Here is a 15,044-nt window from a genome sequence, read left to right as displayed (position 1 = left end):
GATCTACTCCTTGTGCGCGTCGCCGGGACGCAGCGATTCATGGGGGGCGGGCTGGGATTCGGCGAGGCCGATGCCGCGCTGGAACGCGGCCATCAGGCCCGGGTCGTGCAGGGCGTGCTCCTCGGTCTTGCGGGTCACGGGCTCGTCCCGCAGCTGCGGGACGATGTGCTCCTGTGCGCGCCTCTTGGGGAGCAGGGGCCGGCCGTCGTCCTCGGCGAGGGGGGCCGGGGGGAGCGGCGAGAGCAGGTGGTCCGGCGGGCCCATGTGCTCGGATCCGGCCGGCTGGGCCGGTATCGCGGGGGCGGGACCGGGGTCCCCGTACCCGCTCGGCTGCGCGCTCGTACGGAGGTACGGGTGCGAGCCGGGCATGGGGGTCTCCTCGTGACGGGCGGCGGCCCGCTCCGGGGAGGGCGAGGGTACGGACTGCGGTACGGGGGCGGTGGCGGCCGTTCCGCTCAGGGAGGCCTGCGCGGGCGTCTGCGGGGGGCCGGAGACGTGACCGGAGACGTGGCCCTGGGCGTGCGCCGCGACCGGGGCCGGCGCCTGGCTCGGCGTGGGGGTCGGAGCCTGGGCCGGGGTGTGGCCGGGAGTGTGCGCCGGGACGGGGCTCGGCGCCGGGGTGGGGTGGCTCGGGGTCTGCGTCGGGGCGGTGGCCGCGGGCCGGCCCTGGGGCTGGATCTGCACCTGGCCGGGCGGGATCGCCGCCGAGCCGGCGGTGGCGGCGGTCTGGCGCTCGTGCTGGGCGAGGCCCTCGGGGTCGGAGCCGAGGAGGCCCTGCGGGAGCACGAGGACGGCCTGGACGCCGCCGTAGATGTTGGACTGGAGGCGTACGGCGATGCCGTGCCGGCGGGCGAGCGCCGAGACGACGAAGAGGCCGATGCGACCGTCCTGGAGCAGGTGCGCGACGTTGACCTGGTCGGGATCGGCGAGCAGGGCGTTCATCTTGTTCTGCTCGGTGACGGGCATGCCCAGGCCCCGGTCCTCGACCTCGATCGCGAGGCCCGCCGTGACGTACTGGGCGCGCAGCAGCACGGTGGTGTGCGGCGCGGAGAACAGCGTCGCGTTCTCGACGAGTTCGGCGAGGAGGTGGATGACGTCGGCCACGGCATGGCCCCGGAGCGTACCGTCGATCGGGGGTACGAGCTTCACGCGCGGGTACTGCTCGACCTCGGCGATGGAGGAGCGCAGCACCTCGGTCATGGTGACCGGGTTCGACCACTGGCGGCGGGAGATGGCGCCGCCGAGCACGGCGAGGTTCTCGGCGTGGCGGCGGATGCGGGTGGCCAGGTGGTCGACGTGGAACAGGCCCTTGAGCAGCTCCGGGTCCTCGACCTCGTTCTCCAGCTCGTCGAGGAGCTGGATCTCGCGGTGGACCAGGGACTGCAGGCGCCGGGCGAGGTTGACGAAGACCTCGACCTTCTGTTCGTTTCCGACGCTGCTGGAGAGCCGGGAGGCCTGCACGACGGCCGCGACGGCGGCCTCGTGAGAGCGCGTCAGCTCCTGGGACAGCAGGTCGAACTCGTCACCCGGGGTGGGCGTGGTCGGCTGCGCGGGGCGGGGCGGGGGACCTTCTCCCCTGCGCAACTGTTCGACGACCGTCCGGAGTTCGCTCTGACCGCGGGCGCTGGCGCGGCGCAGGGAGTTGCAGCGGTCGAGGACGGACTTGGCGGCCCGGTCCGCGCCGAGCGCGGCGGCGGTCACGGAGGCCACGGTGAGGGCGGCGGCTCCGGTGAGCGCGGCCCAGAGGCCGGGGGTGGGGCTGGCTCCCGTGGAGCGGATGGTGAAGAGGACGGCCGCCGCCCCGCCGAGGGCCACCGCGACGGCGGGGAGCACGGACGTGCGCAGAAGTTGGGGGCGTATGCGGGCTTCCGCGGGAAGGGGCGCGGAGGCCTGCGCCGGGGGGTTGCTGTGGGTGCCGGTGGCGGAGCGGGCGCCTGGCCGGCCGTGCCGCCCGCCCTCGCGTCGTTCGGACCGCGAGGCGGGTGCGCGAAGTTGAGACATGAGTGTCCTTGGTACGTGCCCAGGAATCGGCGTACTGCGGGGGAGTTCTGCAGGGGGTCTACGGGGGAGGTGTTCTACAGACGTTCGATGAGCCTACCGATGATCATCAGCCACACACTGTAGTCGTCAACCGTTCATGTGCGGTGCGCAGTTGACAAACTTACCCGTAGAGCGGGCCCGTCTGGTATCGACCCTCGTACGACAGGCCGAGAATGATCGGCCGAAAGTCGACGCCGTGGCCCGGAGGAGTCGCCGAAGGGCCGGAACGGAAGAGGGCGGAGGCGTCTGCACGCCCCCGCCCTGCGCGGAAACCGCCCCCGACCGGAATCCCCGGGAACGGTGCGGGCGGGCCGGCCCCCAAGGGGTGCGGGCGGCCTCGGGCCCCGCCCCGGCCCGGGTCCGTACGGACTCCTCGGACCTCGCTCCGGCGAACGGATCCGCGGCGGTTCCGGCCGCCTCACCCACAACTGGCCGGTAACCGACGGTGAGAGCGGACGATCGGCTACCTCGCGTACGACAGTCGGCCCGGGGTCTCAGCAGCGGGCGAGCGTGCCGCTGTCCAGGGTGGACTTGTCGCCGAACACCCAGCCTTCGGTCTCCGTGCCCGCGATGCGGGCGTAGATCCACTTGTTGCCGTGGGCGTTGGTGATGTAGCAGTGGTAGTAGACCTTCGTCCCGGAGTTGAGCTCGGTCACGTAGGAGCACTCCGCGTACGGCCCGGCGTAGAGATGGGTGTTCTGGGACGCGCGGCCGTAGCCGTCGCTGCGGTTCGAGTGGGCCCAGCCGGTGCACGCCGTCGACACCGGCGTGGGCTCCTTCACGGTGGCGCTGGGCGTCGCCTTCGGCGAGGCCGACGGGGAGCCGGCCGGCCGGCCGCCTCCGGCGCCGGGAGACGCCGACGCGGAGCCCTTACTCGGGTCCTCACCCTTCTTCGAGGGCGGGCCGGACGGCGTCTCGCCGGGGGTGGTGGACGCCGTCTCGCCGGGACGGAGGGACGTCAGGTCCCCCGGGGAGGTCGGGCCGTCGGTCGTGCCGCCCGCGCCGGGCATGCCCCCGCCGGTGGAGGTGCTCGCCGTGGGAAGGGCGGTGTCGGAGCCGTCGCCCCCGTCGCCCCGCGTGTCCATCAGGGCGTAGGCGACTCCGCCGCAGACGAGGACGGTCGCGGCGGCCGCCGCGGCGATGGTGCGGGTGCGCCGGGCCCGTACCGTCGTGGCACGGGTCTCGGAACGGCTGAGCCGCCCGGCGGCCGCGGCGGGCACCCCGCCCGGCTGCCCGGCCCCCGCCGGCGGCGGCGGGGCGGCATACGCGCCGGGCGGCGGCAGATAGGGAGCGACGGGCTGCGGGGGCGGCGGGGAGTACGGCGCGGCCAGGGCGGGGCCGAAGCCCGGCGGGGTCACCGGCTGGGGCGCCGGTGCCGCCGCGAGGTCCACCGCACCGCCCCCGGCGACCGCCTCCAGCATCTCGCGCGCCTGCCCGGCGTCGGGCCGCTGCAGCGGGTCCTTGGCCATCAGCGCCCGCAGCACCGGGGTGAGCGGTCCGGCGCGCCGGGGCTCCGGCAGCGGTTCGCCGACGATCGCCGCGAGCGTCGACCACACCGACGTACGGCGGAACGGCGCGGCGCCCTCCACGGCCGCGTACAGCGTCATGCCGAGTGCCCAGATGTCCGAGGCGGCACCCGGCACCTGGCCCTGTGCGCGCTCCGGCGGCAGATAGTCGAGGGAGCCGACGATCTGACCGCTCTGGGTCAGCTTGGCCAGGGCCTCGTCGCCGGAGGTCTCCATGCTGGCGATGCCGAAATCGGTGAGCACGACCCGGCCGCCCGGTTCGAGGAGGACGTTGCCGGGCTTGACGTCCCGGTGGAGGACCCCGGCCCGGTGGGCGGCGTCGAGCGCGTCCATCAGCTTCGCGCCGATCGCGGCCGCTTCGCGCGGCTCCAGCGACCCGCGCTCCGCCAGTACGTCGTCGAGGGAGGGCCCCTCGACCAGCTCCATGACGATGACCGGCAGCCCCCGCTCCTCGACCACGTCGTGCACCGTGACCACACCGCTGTGCCGGACCCGGGCGGCGGCCTGCGCCTCCCGCTGCATCCGGACCCGCAGATCGGCCAGTTCGGCCGGCGAGGCGTCGGTGTAGGCCCGCAGGACCTTGACGGCGACCTCGCGGTTCAGCAACTGGTCCACCGCCCGGGCGACCACGCCCATTCCACCGCGGCCGATCATCGCGGTCACGCGGTATCGACCGCCCAGAACCTCGCCGACCAGATCCGCGCCGTTCGCCCCCGTCACCTGTCACATCCCGTTCGTCGCACTGTTCGAAAGACGCCGTGTGGCGGGCACCAGGGTAGGGGTTCGCGCATGTGCGAGTGCGCACGGCCCGGCTCTCCGCGCCGATTCCGCCGCCCAACAGCCGTGGTCAGCATGACATCTCACCCGAGATCAGGACGGACGCGGGCTCCGCCTCTGCAAGCACGCGACGGGCTGGTGCGCGGGAAGGGGCCACGGCCGAGGGTGTCGCCCACGAGTCCGGCGCTTCCCCGGTCCGACGAAGCGCCCTCATACTGTCCGGCGGATGCCGCCGGCCGCCGGCGCCGTCATCCGTCCACCATCGATCGGGGAGTCGTCGCGTTGTTCTCCATACGGCCGGGCCGCCTCGCCCGTCCGCTGCTGTCGGCCGCACTCGCCGCCGGAGCGCTGACCGGCTGCTCGTTCCTCTCCCCCTTCACGAGCTGCGAAGGGACCGCGAGCCGGGTCGAGGGCCTGGAATCACAGGGCGTTCTCACCTCCAGGCCCGCGGCGGCGACCGTCCCCCGGGGTTTCGAGGACGGTACGTCCGGCTGCATCGACGACAGCGGGGACGCCTGGCTGTACGCCGAGCGCACGTACGCCTTCCCCGGCCGCAGGGCCGAGGTGATCCAGTACTACCGGACCGCGGCGGCGCGCGACGGCTGGAGACTGGAGCCACAGCCCGAGCGGCCGCCCGTGCCCGAGGAGATCGCGGGGCTGTGCTTCACCAGGGGCGGGGACGGGGAGGCCATGCTGCTGACGGTGTCCTTCATGACCGCCCGGGAGCTCGCGTTCGAGGGTTACGAGACCGGGCCCGAGTTCGCCTCCGGTTCGGGCTTCCGCATCGAGGCGGGTTCGGAGGCGGACGGCGCCAGGACCGGCTGCTGGGACTAGGGCCTGTCGCGGCTCGGGCGGGTCCGGACAGGCCCTAGGAGGTGTCTTTCGGGTCAGCCGATGAGGGCGACGGGGCCGTCCCAGGCGTCCTGGTCGACGGTGAGGGTGTAGCCGCCCCGGGTCTCCCTGCTGTTGACCAGGTACTGGTGGCCGCGGCTGTGGTTGGTGTACTGGGTGGCGCCCCAGGGCCAGTCGGCGGTGGTGGTGTACTGCTTGTCCCACAGCGCGTACCAGAGGTTGCCCGGCAGGTCGGTGCGGTCGGTCGCGGTGGCGACGGCCTTGGCGCTGGAGCTGGAGAAGCCGTAGTAGCCGCCGCGGTAGGTCTTGGCGCGCAGCGTCCTGGTGAAGGAGCGCACGTACGTCAGCACGGCGTCGTTGCACGCCTTGTTCGTGATGTCGTACGGCTCCATGTCGAGGAAGATCGGGCTGCCGGCCTTCATGCCGAGCGCCGACGCCTTGGCGACCGCGTCGTTGGCGTCCGTCACGCCGAGGGACGCCGCCGTCGAGGCCGTGAGCCTCTCGGGATTGGAGCTGGTCTGGCAGGGCGGCTGGGCGCCGACGTAGATCGGGATGAGCTTCCAGCCCATGGCGCTGACCGACTTCGTCCAGGACGCGGTGAGGTTCGGCTGGGAGCAGCCGCGGTTCTTTCCTCCGACGTACACCGCGGCGGCTCCGTAGAAGCCGGTGTTCCACGCCTTCATGGCGGCGAGGGAAGGGGCCGTGCAGGTGTCGAACGCCCGGCCGGTGAAGGTCTTCTGGGCGGGCCAGACCGTGGCCGCCATCGAGGTCTGCGCCGCGACGACGGCACCCACGACGGCGACGGCGCATCCCGCGGTCGCGGCGATGTAGCGACGCTTCTTGGAAAGCCGATGTCCGGCCATACCCACCCCATTCACCCACGCGGCTCGCGGCCGCGTCCTCCACGCCGGCCGAGGACGACGGGTGTGCGAGGCGGGTACCGACCCGCCGAAGCCGTGCCCGCCGCCCGGGAGCGGCGCAGTGCGCTGTGCGCTCCGTACGTTCGGAGCAGACCGCACTGTAACGGACGCCGGTCGCCCGTCGACGGCCCGGGTCACCCGCCCCGGAGACGCCGCCGGCCGACCGCGTTCCACGCCCCGTCGGCCACGGCGGACACCGACGCCTCTAGAGCGGCTTCTCCCTCGCCCTCACCCACGCGGCGAAGTCCTCGATGCCGTCGATGAGCGCCTCGAAGCGGAAGGAGTGGAGGAGGTCGAAGGCGTGGTGTGCGCCGGGGAGTTCGGCGTACACGACCGGTGAGGTGGAGACGGCGCGCAGGGCGCCGACGAGGGCCTTGGGGTTCTCGGTGTCGACCAGTTCGTCGAGGTCGCCGTGGGCGATGAGGAAGGGGGGCGCGTCCGGGCGGGCGAGGTTCACCGGCGAGGTCGCCGGGTCGCCGTCGAAGTAGGTCCCGAGGTAGCCGTTGAGCGCGATGGCGGCGGTCACGGAGGTGTCCGCCTCCTCGAAACCGGGCTGGTACGCGGGTTCGCCGGGGGTGAGGGCGGCGAGTGCCGCCATGTGCCCGCCCGCCGAACTCCCCGCCACGAACACGGCCGCCCCGGGGGCCGCGCCGTACTCCTCGGCGTGTTCGCGCGCCCAGGCGATGACCTTCTTCGCGTCGATCAGATGGGCCGGGTGGGAGAAGGCTGGCCGCAGACGGTAGTTGGCGCTGATGCAGACCCAGCCCCGGCTCGCGAGCCGGTGGAGCAGGGGCAGCGACTGGGTGCTCTTCCGTCCCTGGTCGTAGTGGCCGCCGTGGAAGTGGATCAGTACGGCACCGCCCTGGGGGCGGGAGCGGTGGTGGTAGACGTCGAGGAGGTTGCGGCGGCCGGCGTCGCCGTAGCCGAGGTTGCCCACGCGCCTGACGTCACCGCGGCGCCGGAAGAACGGCCTGAGCAGGATGCGTGCCAGTGGCGGCCGGCGCCGCGTGGCCGTACCGGCGCCGAGCGCCTCGTCCAGCGCGCCCCGGACCACGGTCGCCGTCCGCATCCCGCGCCGGGCGACCACGACGAGCCCGGCGGCCGAGACGACCGCCAGCCCGACGGCCGCCCGGTCGGCAGCGGTGGCGATGTCGCCTTCCGCGAAGGCGAGCGCCGTCGACGCGGCCAGCGCGTAGAGGACGACGAACGGCATCTCGTTGAAGACCAGACCGAGCCGGTAACTGAAGAAGAAGAGGGGTTTCGGCCCCCGGATGCGCACCAGGCAGAACACCACGATCAGTGCGGCCAGCACGACCGTCACCAGATAGCCCACGGCCATCGCGACCACTCCCCCGTTCCATCCCGAAGTACCTCATCTGTGGTACCCCATCCGTAGTACCTCTTCTGTGGTACCACGGATGAGGTATTTTGGACAGGTGAATCAGGAAAGACGGGATCGCCTGGGCGACGCGGCCATCGACGTACTGTCGGAATCCGGCAGCCGGGGCCTGACGCACCGGGCCGTCGACGCCGCGGCGGATGTGCCCCTCGGCACCACCAAGAACTACTTCCCCACCCGGGACGCGCTGTTGAGGGCCGCGGCTGAGCGCATCATCGAGCTGTACGCGGCGATCCCACGGCCCGCGCCCGTCGACCGGGCGGGTCTGGCCGACCTGCTGCGCACGCTCCTTGAGCACGTCCGGGGTCCCGGCCGCGTGCGGGTGCTCGCCCTCCTGGAGCTCCAGCGCGAGGCGACGCGGACCCCGTGGCTGGCCGCGCCCCTGGACGCCTTCGCGGCCGCCGACTTCGCGTACTTCGAGCAGGCCCAGCGCAGTGCGGGCCTGCCCGTCACCCCGGAGCGCGCCGCCACCGTCACCATGGCCCTGCACGCCGCGCTTCCCCATCTGGTCGCCGAGGCCCCCACGAGCCGGACGGCGGCCGGACTCGACGACCTCGAAGCCTTCGTCGGCAACCTGCTGGACACGGTGTACGGAACGCCCTGACGCAGGACCGCCCGTCGCGGCAGCCGGGCCGGTTCCCCCGGCTGCCGCGCGGCCCCGCGCTCACCCGGTGCGAACCGGCGGGTGGGGCGTCACTTCGCCAGGAAGGCGAGGAGGGCGGTGTTGACCTCCTCGGCGTGCGTCCACAGCAGGCCGTGCGGGGCGCCCTCGATCTCGACGTACTCGGCGGACGGGAGCGCCCGGTGGAAGGGGCGCGCCGTGTTCTCGGCGGGCAGGATGCGGTCGGCCGTGCCGTGCAGGATCAGGGCGGGCACGTCGACGGACGGGATGTCGGCGCGGAAGTCGGTGTACCAGGTCGACGGCGCGGCGGACGCCGCGAAGAAGCCGCCGCCGGCCGCGGTGTTCCAGCTGTTGCGGACCGCCTCCTCGCTGATCCGGCTGCCCAGGTTCTCGTCGAGGTTGTAGAAGTCCTTGAAGAAGGCGGTGTAGTAGGCGTAGCGGTCGGCCTTCACGGCGGCGACGATCCCGTCGAAGAACTCCTTCGGAGCCACACCGTCCGGGTTGTCGTCGGTCTTGAGCAGGCAGGGCTCCAGCGAGGCCAGGAAGGCGACCTTCGCGACGCGGGCGGAGCCGTACCGGGACACGTAGCGGGCGACCTCGCCGGTGCCCATGGAGAAGCCGACGAGGACGGCGTCGTTCAGGTCGAGGGTCTCCATCACGGTGTTCAGGTCGGCCGCGAAGGTGTCGTAGTCGTAGCCGGTCGTCGGCTGGGAGGACTGGCCGAAGCCCCGGCGGTCGTACGTGATCACGCGGTAGCCGGCGTCGAGCAGGGCGGCGCTCTGCCGCTCCCAGGAGTGGCCGTCGAGCGGGAAGCCGTGGATGAGGACGACCGGCTGTCCGGCGCCGTGGTCCTCGTAGTAGAGGTCGATGGAGGTGGTGTTCTCCTGGCCGACGGTGATGTACGGCATGGGTTGTCTCCTCGATGCGAAAGCTGCGTATCGGTGCGAAGTCGCCGCCCCGCACCTCTGTGCGGTACGGAACGCCCTCACGCTACGGCCGGGGAAGCGCCGCGTGTTGTCGCGCCACGCACCACGACTTGCCCCTGAGTGCAGCGTTCTGCCTGTGCGCGATTCCTGCCTGTGGTTCTGCCTGGAGGTGGAAACGGCCCGCTGCTTGGCTGTTCGTGCGGGTCGGAAGCCGGGCTTCCGGCCCGGCGCCCCCCCGGAGCCACTTCCCCTGAGCGGAGAGCATTTTGAGCTTGGTGTTGACGACCGCCTCCGTGCCGGACCGGGACAAGGTCGCGTACTGGAACGACGCGGTGAGCCGGACGCTGGTGCCGATGACGGTCGCCCCTCGCGGCGACGGGCCCTTCGACGGCCGGATCACCACCCGCCGCGTCGGATACCTCCAGGTCTCCACGATGGAGGCCGACGCGAAGCGGGTCAGCCGCACGCCGGCGCTGATCGCCAGGTCGTCCGAGGCGCTGGTGGCGGTCGGTGTCCAGATATCCGGCACGGCCACCTTCGTCCAGGACGGCCGGCGGGCCGAGGTGGGTGAGGGCGACCTGGTGGTGTACGACACGGACCGGCCGTACTCCTTCGACTATCCCCGACGGTTCGCCACGCACGTCTTCCAGCTTCCGCGCCACGCGCTGGGCGTGCCGGACAGCGACATCCGACAGGTCACGGGCAACGCCATCGGCACCGGGAACGGCTTCGGCGCGATGCTGCGGCCGTTCCTGGCCACCCTGGCCTCCTCCCCGGCCGACGGCTACCCGCCGGCCCTCGCGGACCGGTTGGCCGGCAATGTCGTCGACCTGTTCGCCACGCTGGTGGCCGAGCGGGCCCACCCGGGCGGCACGGACGCGGACGGCCGGAGCCATCTGATGCCGCGCGTCCGCGACTTCATCAACCGGAACCTGGGCGACCCGGAGCTGTCGCCGGAGCGCATCGCCCGGGCGCACCGGATCTCCGTCCGGTACCTGCACCGGCTTTTCGAAGGCGAGGGGATCACGGTCGGCCAGCTCATCCGGCAACGGCGCCTGGAGGAGTGCGGCCGCGAACTGGCCCGCCGCGGCAGGACCGCTCCGACCGTGTCCGCCGTGGCCCAGAGGTGGGGCTTCGTGAACCCCGCCCACTTCAGCCGGTCCTTCCGCGCCGCCTACGGCGTCTCCCCGCGTGAATGGCGCGACCGGCGCACCGGACACGGAACCGAGCGGGAAGGGGCTGACCTTCCGCCGTCCAGCGGGTAAGGTCCCCGCTCGGAGCCGCGCCGGCCACCCCGCGCCCGCGGCGGCAGTGCCCCGGCCCGGCGGCCGCCGCACCGCGCCCCGCCGCTCGACCAGCGCCCGGTGCGCACCGAACCGCCCCTTCGCTTCAGGCCCTCCCGGCAGGAGACCGTGTGTGACCGACTTCGCCCCTTCGTCCGCCCGGATGCCGGTCCTCGACCACCCCACCCGCGCCTTCGTGGCCCGGCACGCCTGCCCGCCGTCGGCGCCCGGCACGGACCCGGAGCAGGCCCGTCTGGACCTGGCGCGTCTCCAGCGGAACGACGTCCCCGACCCCGTCGACCGTCTCGACGAGACAGCCACCTCCACGGAGTGGCTCGCACTGCCGGGCGGGCCGACCGGTCACGTACGGGTGCAGGTGGTCAGGCCCGCCGACAGCGTCGGCGAGCTCCCCGTCGTGCTGTTCCTGCACGGCCTCGGCTGGACCCTGGGCGACGCCGGCACCCATGAACGCCTGGTGCGGGCCTTCGCCCTCGGCGCGGACGCGGCCGTCGTCTTCGTCGACTACGAGCGCGCCCCCGAGGCGCGGTATCCGGTCGCCGTCGAGCAGTGCTACGCGGTCGCACGCTGGATCTGCGAGCGGGGCGGCGAGATCGGCCTGGACGGCAGCCGGATGGCCGCCGTGGGCGACTCGGCGGGCGGCAACCTGGTGGCGGCCCTGACCCTGCTCGCCAAGGAGCGGGGAGGGGTGCGGCTGCGGCAGCAGGTGCTGCTCTGCCCGGTCACCGACGCCGGCTGCGACACCCCGTCGTACGAGGAGTTCGCCGACGGCTACTTCCTCGGCCGCGAGACCATGCGCTGGTTCTGGGACCAGTACCTGCCCGACGTACGGCAGCGGAGCCAGGCCACCGCGTCACCGCTGCGGGCGTCCCTGGAGCAGCTCACCGGCCTCCCGCCGGCGCTGGTGGTGACCAGCGAGGCCGACGTGGTGCGCGACGAGGGCGAGGCGTACGCGACGAAGCTCCGGGCGGCCGGGGTGCCGGTGGTCTCCATGCGCTACCACGGGACGATCCACGGCTTCATGGTGCTCGATCCGCTCCGCGACACGGATGCCGCCCGCGCCGCGCTCGTCCAGGCCCTCGACACCGTGCACGTCGCCCTGCACCGGCACCGCGGCTGAGCCCCCTCGGCCGTCACTCGGCGGGGAGCGTGTCCAGGAGCTTCTGCGCGGCCTTCAGCTCCTTGTCGTCGGCGGCTTCGCCGAGGGCGAGGGCCTGGCGCAGGAACGAGCGGGCCTCCTCGGTCTCACCCAGTCGGATCAGGGTCTCCGCCAGAAGCAGGAGCTGTTCGGCCTCCCTGTGGAACATGCCGAGGCGACTCGACTGGGCCTGGGCACTGCGAAGGTGGTCGGCCGCCTCCCGCCACCGCCCCAGCGCGAAGCAGGCGGCGCCGAGCGCCTGAGTCGTGTGGGCACGGAAGATGTCGGCGACGTGCCCGCTCACCGGGCAGTCGGGCTCGTCGAGGAAGGCGATGACGCGCTGCTGCTGTCTCAGGGCTTCCTCGGCACGGCCGAGCATGCGCAGGGCGGTTCCGTAGAGGCGCACGGCCTGGGGCCAGACCTCGTAGTACCCGGCTGCCTCCGACAGCTCGACGGCGGCGAGAGTCCTGTCCGCGACCATCTGGGTGTTGCCGAGTTGCCAGTGTGCGCTCGCCCCCTGCACCAGTGCCGAGGCCTGCTGGTGGACGTCCTGTGCCCGGCGGGCGTGAATCAGCGCTTCGTCGGCCTGTGCGATGGCTTCGAGGTGTCGCTGCTCGCAGCCGCTCAGGGCCCACGAATGACAGTTGAGGTGGAAGGCCCGCATGTACGGGTCGTCGAGCGCGGCGGCGGCCTCGGCGGCCAGGCCGAAGACCTCGGGCCAGTGCCCCCAGTGGACCCACAGGTCGCAGAACCATTCCATCGCATAGGCGGTCTCGACGACCTGTGTGTGCTCGCCCCGCCGGGCGGCGCCGCGCAGCGCCGCGAGCCAGGACGGGGCTTCGCTCTGGAGCCAGGCACGGGCCTCCTCGGCGCTCGCCAGCGGGACCAGGCCCTGCCAGGAGGGCGGCGGAGCACCGTACTTGGGCTTGTACCAGCGGCCGGCGACCACGGCGGTGTCGAGCAGCCAGGTGCGCAGCCGGTCCTCGGCCGCGTCCCGCTCGCCGGGCTCCTCCTCGCGGGACAGCCGGGCGCGGGCGAACAGCCGCATGAGGTCGTGGAGTTGGTGGCGGCCGGTGAAGGTGGTCTGCAGCAGCCCGGCCTCGACGAGTTCCTCCATCACGTCCTCGGCCTCGAAGACGTCCGTCGCGGTCAGGGCGGCGCCGTAGGCGGCGGTCATGTCCGGCCCCGGCACCAGACTCAGCAGCCGCAGCATCCGCGCGGCCTGCCCGGTCAGCTGACGGTAGGACAGCTCGAAGGCCGCCTCCACCCGTATGTCGCCCGCGGCGAGCGCGCCGAGGCGCCGCTCCTCGTCGGCCAGGCGCCGGACCAGGTGGTCGACGCTCCAGCCGGAACGGACCGTCAGCCAGTTGCCCGCCACCCGCAGGGCCAGCGGCAGCCGCCCGCACAGCTCGGCCACCCGTGCCACGGCCGCCGGTTCTGCGTCCGCCCGTTCCTCGCCCAGGATCCGGCGCAGCAGGCCGACCGCCTCGTCCTGCGCCATCGCACAGAGCATCAGGCGGCCGACGTCCTCCAGGCCGGTCAGGGGCCGCCGGCTGGTGATCAGCACCAGGCTCCGCCCGCCCACGGGCAGCAGCTCACGGACCTGGCCCTCGTCGCGGGCGTTGTCCAGCACCACCAGGCACCGGCGGTCACCCAGCAGCGCCCGCAGCAGCCCGGCGCGGCCCTGGGGATCCTCCTGCGCCAGCCTGCGGTCCGACACGCCGAGGGCCTTCAGCAGCTTCAGGAGCGCCTCGCCCGTGTCCACGGGCCCGTCCACCCCGTGCAGGTCCACGACGAAGCACCCGTCGGGGAACCCCTCCGCCAGATCCGCCGCCGCCTTCAGCGCCAGTGTCGTCTTCCCGCACCCGGGAGGACCCGAGACGACCCACACCGACTCCTCCTCGCCGGTACGGGCCCGTTCCGCCGCGTTCCGCAGCAGTGCCAGCTCCGGTGCGCGCCCCGTGAAGTCGCCCACCGTTCGCGGCGGCACCACCGTCCCCGCCGCCGCGACCGAGCGCGTCGGACGCGCCGTCCGCGCCGAGGCGAGCAGCGCCTCCCGCTCCGTCTCCGGAAGCCCGAGGCCCTCCGCGAGGGCCACCACCGTGCGCCGCTGCGGTACGCGACTGCGCCCCCGCTCCATGTCGCCGATGGCCCGGACACTCACACCCGACGCCTCGGCCAGTTCCTCCATCGTCAACCGGCGTCGCTGCCGCACATCCCGCAGAACGGCACCGAACGACCTGTCCCCGTACACAACTCCTCATTCCTCCCGCCCCGAGGAAAGAATACGGTGTGTCATTTCGGGCAAAGTCGCAGGCCAGCGGCGTGAACCAGGAAGCCGGGCCCACCCCGGAGGGTGGACCCGGCACGATGCGCAGGTCAGTGGACGGCGGAGCGGACCACGTCCTGGATCAGAAGGGGAGGGCGGAATCGTGGGTCAGAGGCCGAAGCGTGCGCGCCGCGGCTCCGGCACGAGGTCGGTGTACTCGGGGTGCTTGCGGATCCACCCCCGGATGAAGGGGCAGTACGGCAGGACGTGCAGCCCGCGTGCGCGGGCGTCGTCGAGGGCGCCGCGGGCGAGCAGCCCGCCCAGGCCCCGGCCGGCGAACCGGGGGTCGGTCTCGGTGTGGATGAAGGCGATCTCGTCCTCGGAGAGGAAGTACTCGGCGAAGCCGGCGGTCTCGGTGCCGTCGTCACCGGCGAGGACCTCGTAGCGGGACTTCTCCGGGCGGTCCACCACCTGCGGTTCCATGGGTGCTCCTGTGCGATGTGGGTGTTCGGTCGGTGATCGGAGGGGTTCAGAGCGTGCGGCGCACACCGGCCTGGCGTTCGAGGTTCCGGAGCTGGACCGCGAGGTCGCCCTCCACGGCGGCGTGGGCGGGGCCGCTGCGGCCGATGGGCAGGACCTCCTCGCTGCGCATGTCCTCCAGCATCAGGGCGAACGCCGCGTACATGGCGACGAGCGCCACCAGGAGGCCGAGGGCCCCGGAGGTGCGCGTGAGCCATTCGGCGCCGGTGAGACCCGACAGGCCGGTGGTCGCCCAGCGGGGCAGGGAGACCGCCAGGACGAGCCACAGCGCCCGCTTGGGCCGGGTCACGGCGGTCATCAGGGCCCCGAAGCAGAGCAGCGCCAGGTTGAAGACGCCGAGGACGCGGAGGCCGTCGGCCGCGCCGCTGAACATGACGAGCGCGTAGGCCAGCCAGCTGCCGGCGAAGACGGCCATGAGCGTCGCCGCGATCACGTCCCGGGCCCCGAAGGCCAGGACGCTCACCAGGAACTGCAGGGCGAAGGCGGGCAGTACGCACAGGGCGACCGCGCCGCGGGCGTCGGCCTCGAAGAGCCCGAGCTGCAGGCATCCCGTCATCACGGAGGCGATCGCGACCGTGAAGAAGCCGAGCGGCATGGGCGAGGCGATGGGGCGCAGGTTGATCCGGGTCATGGACCGGAGGTCGGGCTCGAAGCGGCGGCCCGGGGCGGCCTCGGGTCCGTCGTCGGGGGCGGGGGCCGAGGCGGAAGCCGGGGATGATTCCGTACTCATCGTG

At 73.1% G+C, this 15,044-nt stretch carries 12 protein-coding genes; 4 read left to right on the top strand and 8 right to left on the bottom strand.

The window, feature by feature from the left end:
- Window positions 1–3: 3 nt before the first annotated feature.
- Together AB5J54_RS33300 and AB5J54_RS33295 are read right to left on the bottom strand one after the other, a co-directional pair.
- A complete protein-coding gene (locus AB5J54_RS33300) occupies window positions 4–2,001 on the bottom strand; it encodes an ATP-binding protein (protein WP_369147626.1) in 1,998 nt (665 codons plus the stop codon).
- A 533-nt stretch (window positions 2,002–2,534) separates the two neighbouring features.
- The gene (locus tag AB5J54_RS33295) at window positions 2,535–4,286 is read right to left on the bottom strand and encodes a serine/threonine-protein kinase (RefSeq protein ID WP_369147625.1); all 1,752 of its coding nucleotides are present in this window, start codon (window positions 4,284–4,286) and stop codon (window positions 2,535–2,537) included.
- Window positions 4,287–4,625: 339 nt separating this feature from the next.
- Here AB5J54_RS33295 and AB5J54_RS33290 point away from each other — a divergent pair, with 339 nt between their 5' ends.
- Window positions 4,626–5,177, top strand: a complete 552-nt coding sequence (locus AB5J54_RS33290; RefSeq protein WP_369147624.1) for a hypothetical protein — start codon at window positions 4,626–4,628, stop codon at window positions 5,175–5,177.
- Between the two features lie 53 nt (window positions 5,178–5,230).
- Here AB5J54_RS33290 and AB5J54_RS33285 read toward each other — a convergent pair whose 3' ends face one another.
- Together AB5J54_RS33285 and AB5J54_RS33280 are read right to left on the bottom strand one after the other, a co-directional pair.
- A complete protein-coding gene (locus AB5J54_RS33285) occupies window positions 5,231–6,058 on the bottom strand; it encodes a glycoside hydrolase domain-containing protein (RefSeq protein WP_369147623.1) in 828 nt (275 codons plus the stop codon).
- A 262-nt stretch (window positions 6,059–6,320) separates the two neighbouring features.
- The gene (locus tag AB5J54_RS33280) at window positions 6,321–7,454 is read right to left on the bottom strand and encodes an alpha/beta hydrolase (RefSeq protein WP_369149543.1); all 1,134 of its coding nucleotides are present in this window, start codon (window positions 7,452–7,454) and stop codon (window positions 6,321–6,323) included.
- Window positions 7,455–7,551: 97 nt separating this feature from the next.
- Between AB5J54_RS33280 and AB5J54_RS33275 the strand changes: the two genes are divergently transcribed.
- Window positions 7,552–8,118, top strand: coding sequence for a TetR/AcrR family transcriptional regulator (locus tag AB5J54_RS33275; RefSeq protein WP_369147622.1), 567 nt, complete (start codon window positions 7,552–7,554; stop codon window positions 8,116–8,118).
- Window positions 8,119–8,207: 89 nt separating this feature from the next.
- Here the strand turns inward: AB5J54_RS33275 and AB5J54_RS33270 are convergent, their stop codons facing one another.
- On the bottom strand, window positions 8,208–9,044 hold the full coding sequence (locus AB5J54_RS33270; protein WP_369147621.1) for an alpha/beta fold hydrolase: 837 nt from the start codon (window positions 9,042–9,044) through the stop codon (window positions 8,208–8,210).
- A gap of 293 nt (window positions 9,045–9,337) precedes the next feature.
- Between AB5J54_RS33270 and AB5J54_RS33265 the strand changes: the two genes are divergently transcribed.
- Window positions 9,338–10,327, top strand: coding sequence for a helix-turn-helix domain-containing protein (locus AB5J54_RS33265; protein WP_369149542.1), 990 nt, complete (start codon window positions 9,338–9,340; stop codon window positions 10,325–10,327).
- Window positions 10,328–10,478: 151 nt separating this feature from the next.
- Window positions 10,479–11,483, top strand: a complete 1,005-nt coding sequence (locus tag AB5J54_RS33260) for an alpha/beta hydrolase (protein WP_369147620.1) — start codon at window positions 10,479–10,481, stop codon at window positions 11,481–11,483.
- Between the two features lie 13 nt (window positions 11,484–11,496).
- Here AB5J54_RS33260 and AB5J54_RS33255 read toward each other — a convergent pair whose 3' ends face one another.
- The 3 genes from AB5J54_RS33255 to AB5J54_RS33245 all read right to left on the bottom strand — a co-directional run bounded on the left by AB5J54_RS33255 (window position 11,497) and on the right by AB5J54_RS33245 (window position 15,040).
- The gene (locus tag AB5J54_RS33255) at window positions 11,497–13,755 is read right to left on the bottom strand and encodes a helix-turn-helix domain-containing protein (RefSeq protein ID WP_369147619.1); all 2,259 of its coding nucleotides are present in this window, start codon (window positions 13,753–13,755) and stop codon (window positions 11,497–11,499) included.
- A gap of 183 nt (window positions 13,756–13,938) precedes the next feature.
- The gene (locus AB5J54_RS33250; RefSeq protein WP_369147618.1) at window positions 13,939–14,253 is read right to left on the bottom strand and encodes a GNAT family N-acetyltransferase; all 315 of its coding nucleotides are present in this window, start codon (window positions 14,251–14,253) and stop codon (window positions 13,939–13,941) included.
- A 46-nt stretch (window positions 14,254–14,299) separates the two neighbouring features.
- A complete protein-coding gene (locus AB5J54_RS33245; protein ID WP_369147617.1) occupies window positions 14,300–15,040 on the bottom strand; it encodes a GPR1/FUN34/YaaH family transporter in 741 nt (246 codons plus the stop codon).
- Window positions 15,041–15,044 lie beyond the last annotated feature (4 nt).

It is taken from the genome of Streptomyces sp. R44 (genome assembly GCF_041053105.1).
GTDB lineage: Bacteria > Actinomycetota > Actinomycetes > Streptomycetales > Streptomycetaceae > Streptomyces.
This window is presented reverse-complemented; position numbering and strand designations above follow the sequence as displayed.

Excerpts from the sequence above, each read along its gene's own strand:
- AB5J54_RS33300 (WP_369147626.1), bottom strand. The coding sequence starts at position 2,001 with ATGTCTCAACTTCGCGCACCCGCCTCGCGGTCCGAACGACGCGAGGGC.
- AB5J54_RS33285 (WP_369147623.1), bottom strand. The coding sequence starts at position 6,058 with ATGGCCGGACATCGGCTTTCCAAGAAGCGTCGCTACATCGCCGCGACC.
- AB5J54_RS33280 (WP_369149543.1), bottom strand. The coding sequence starts at position 7,454 with ATGGCCGTGGGCTATCTGGTGACGGTCGTGCTGGCCGCACTGATCGTG.
- AB5J54_RS33270 (WP_369147621.1), bottom strand. The coding sequence starts at position 9,044 with ATGCCGTACATCACCGTCGGCCAGGAGAACACCACCTCCATCGACCTC.
- AB5J54_RS33250 (WP_369147618.1), bottom strand. The coding sequence starts at position 14,253 with ATGGAACCGCAGGTGGTGGACCGCCCGGAGAAGTCCCGCTACGAGGTC.
- AB5J54_RS33245 (WP_369147617.1), bottom strand. The coding sequence starts at position 15,040 with ATGAGTACGGAATCATCCCCGGCTTCCGCCTCGGCCCCCGCCCCCGAC.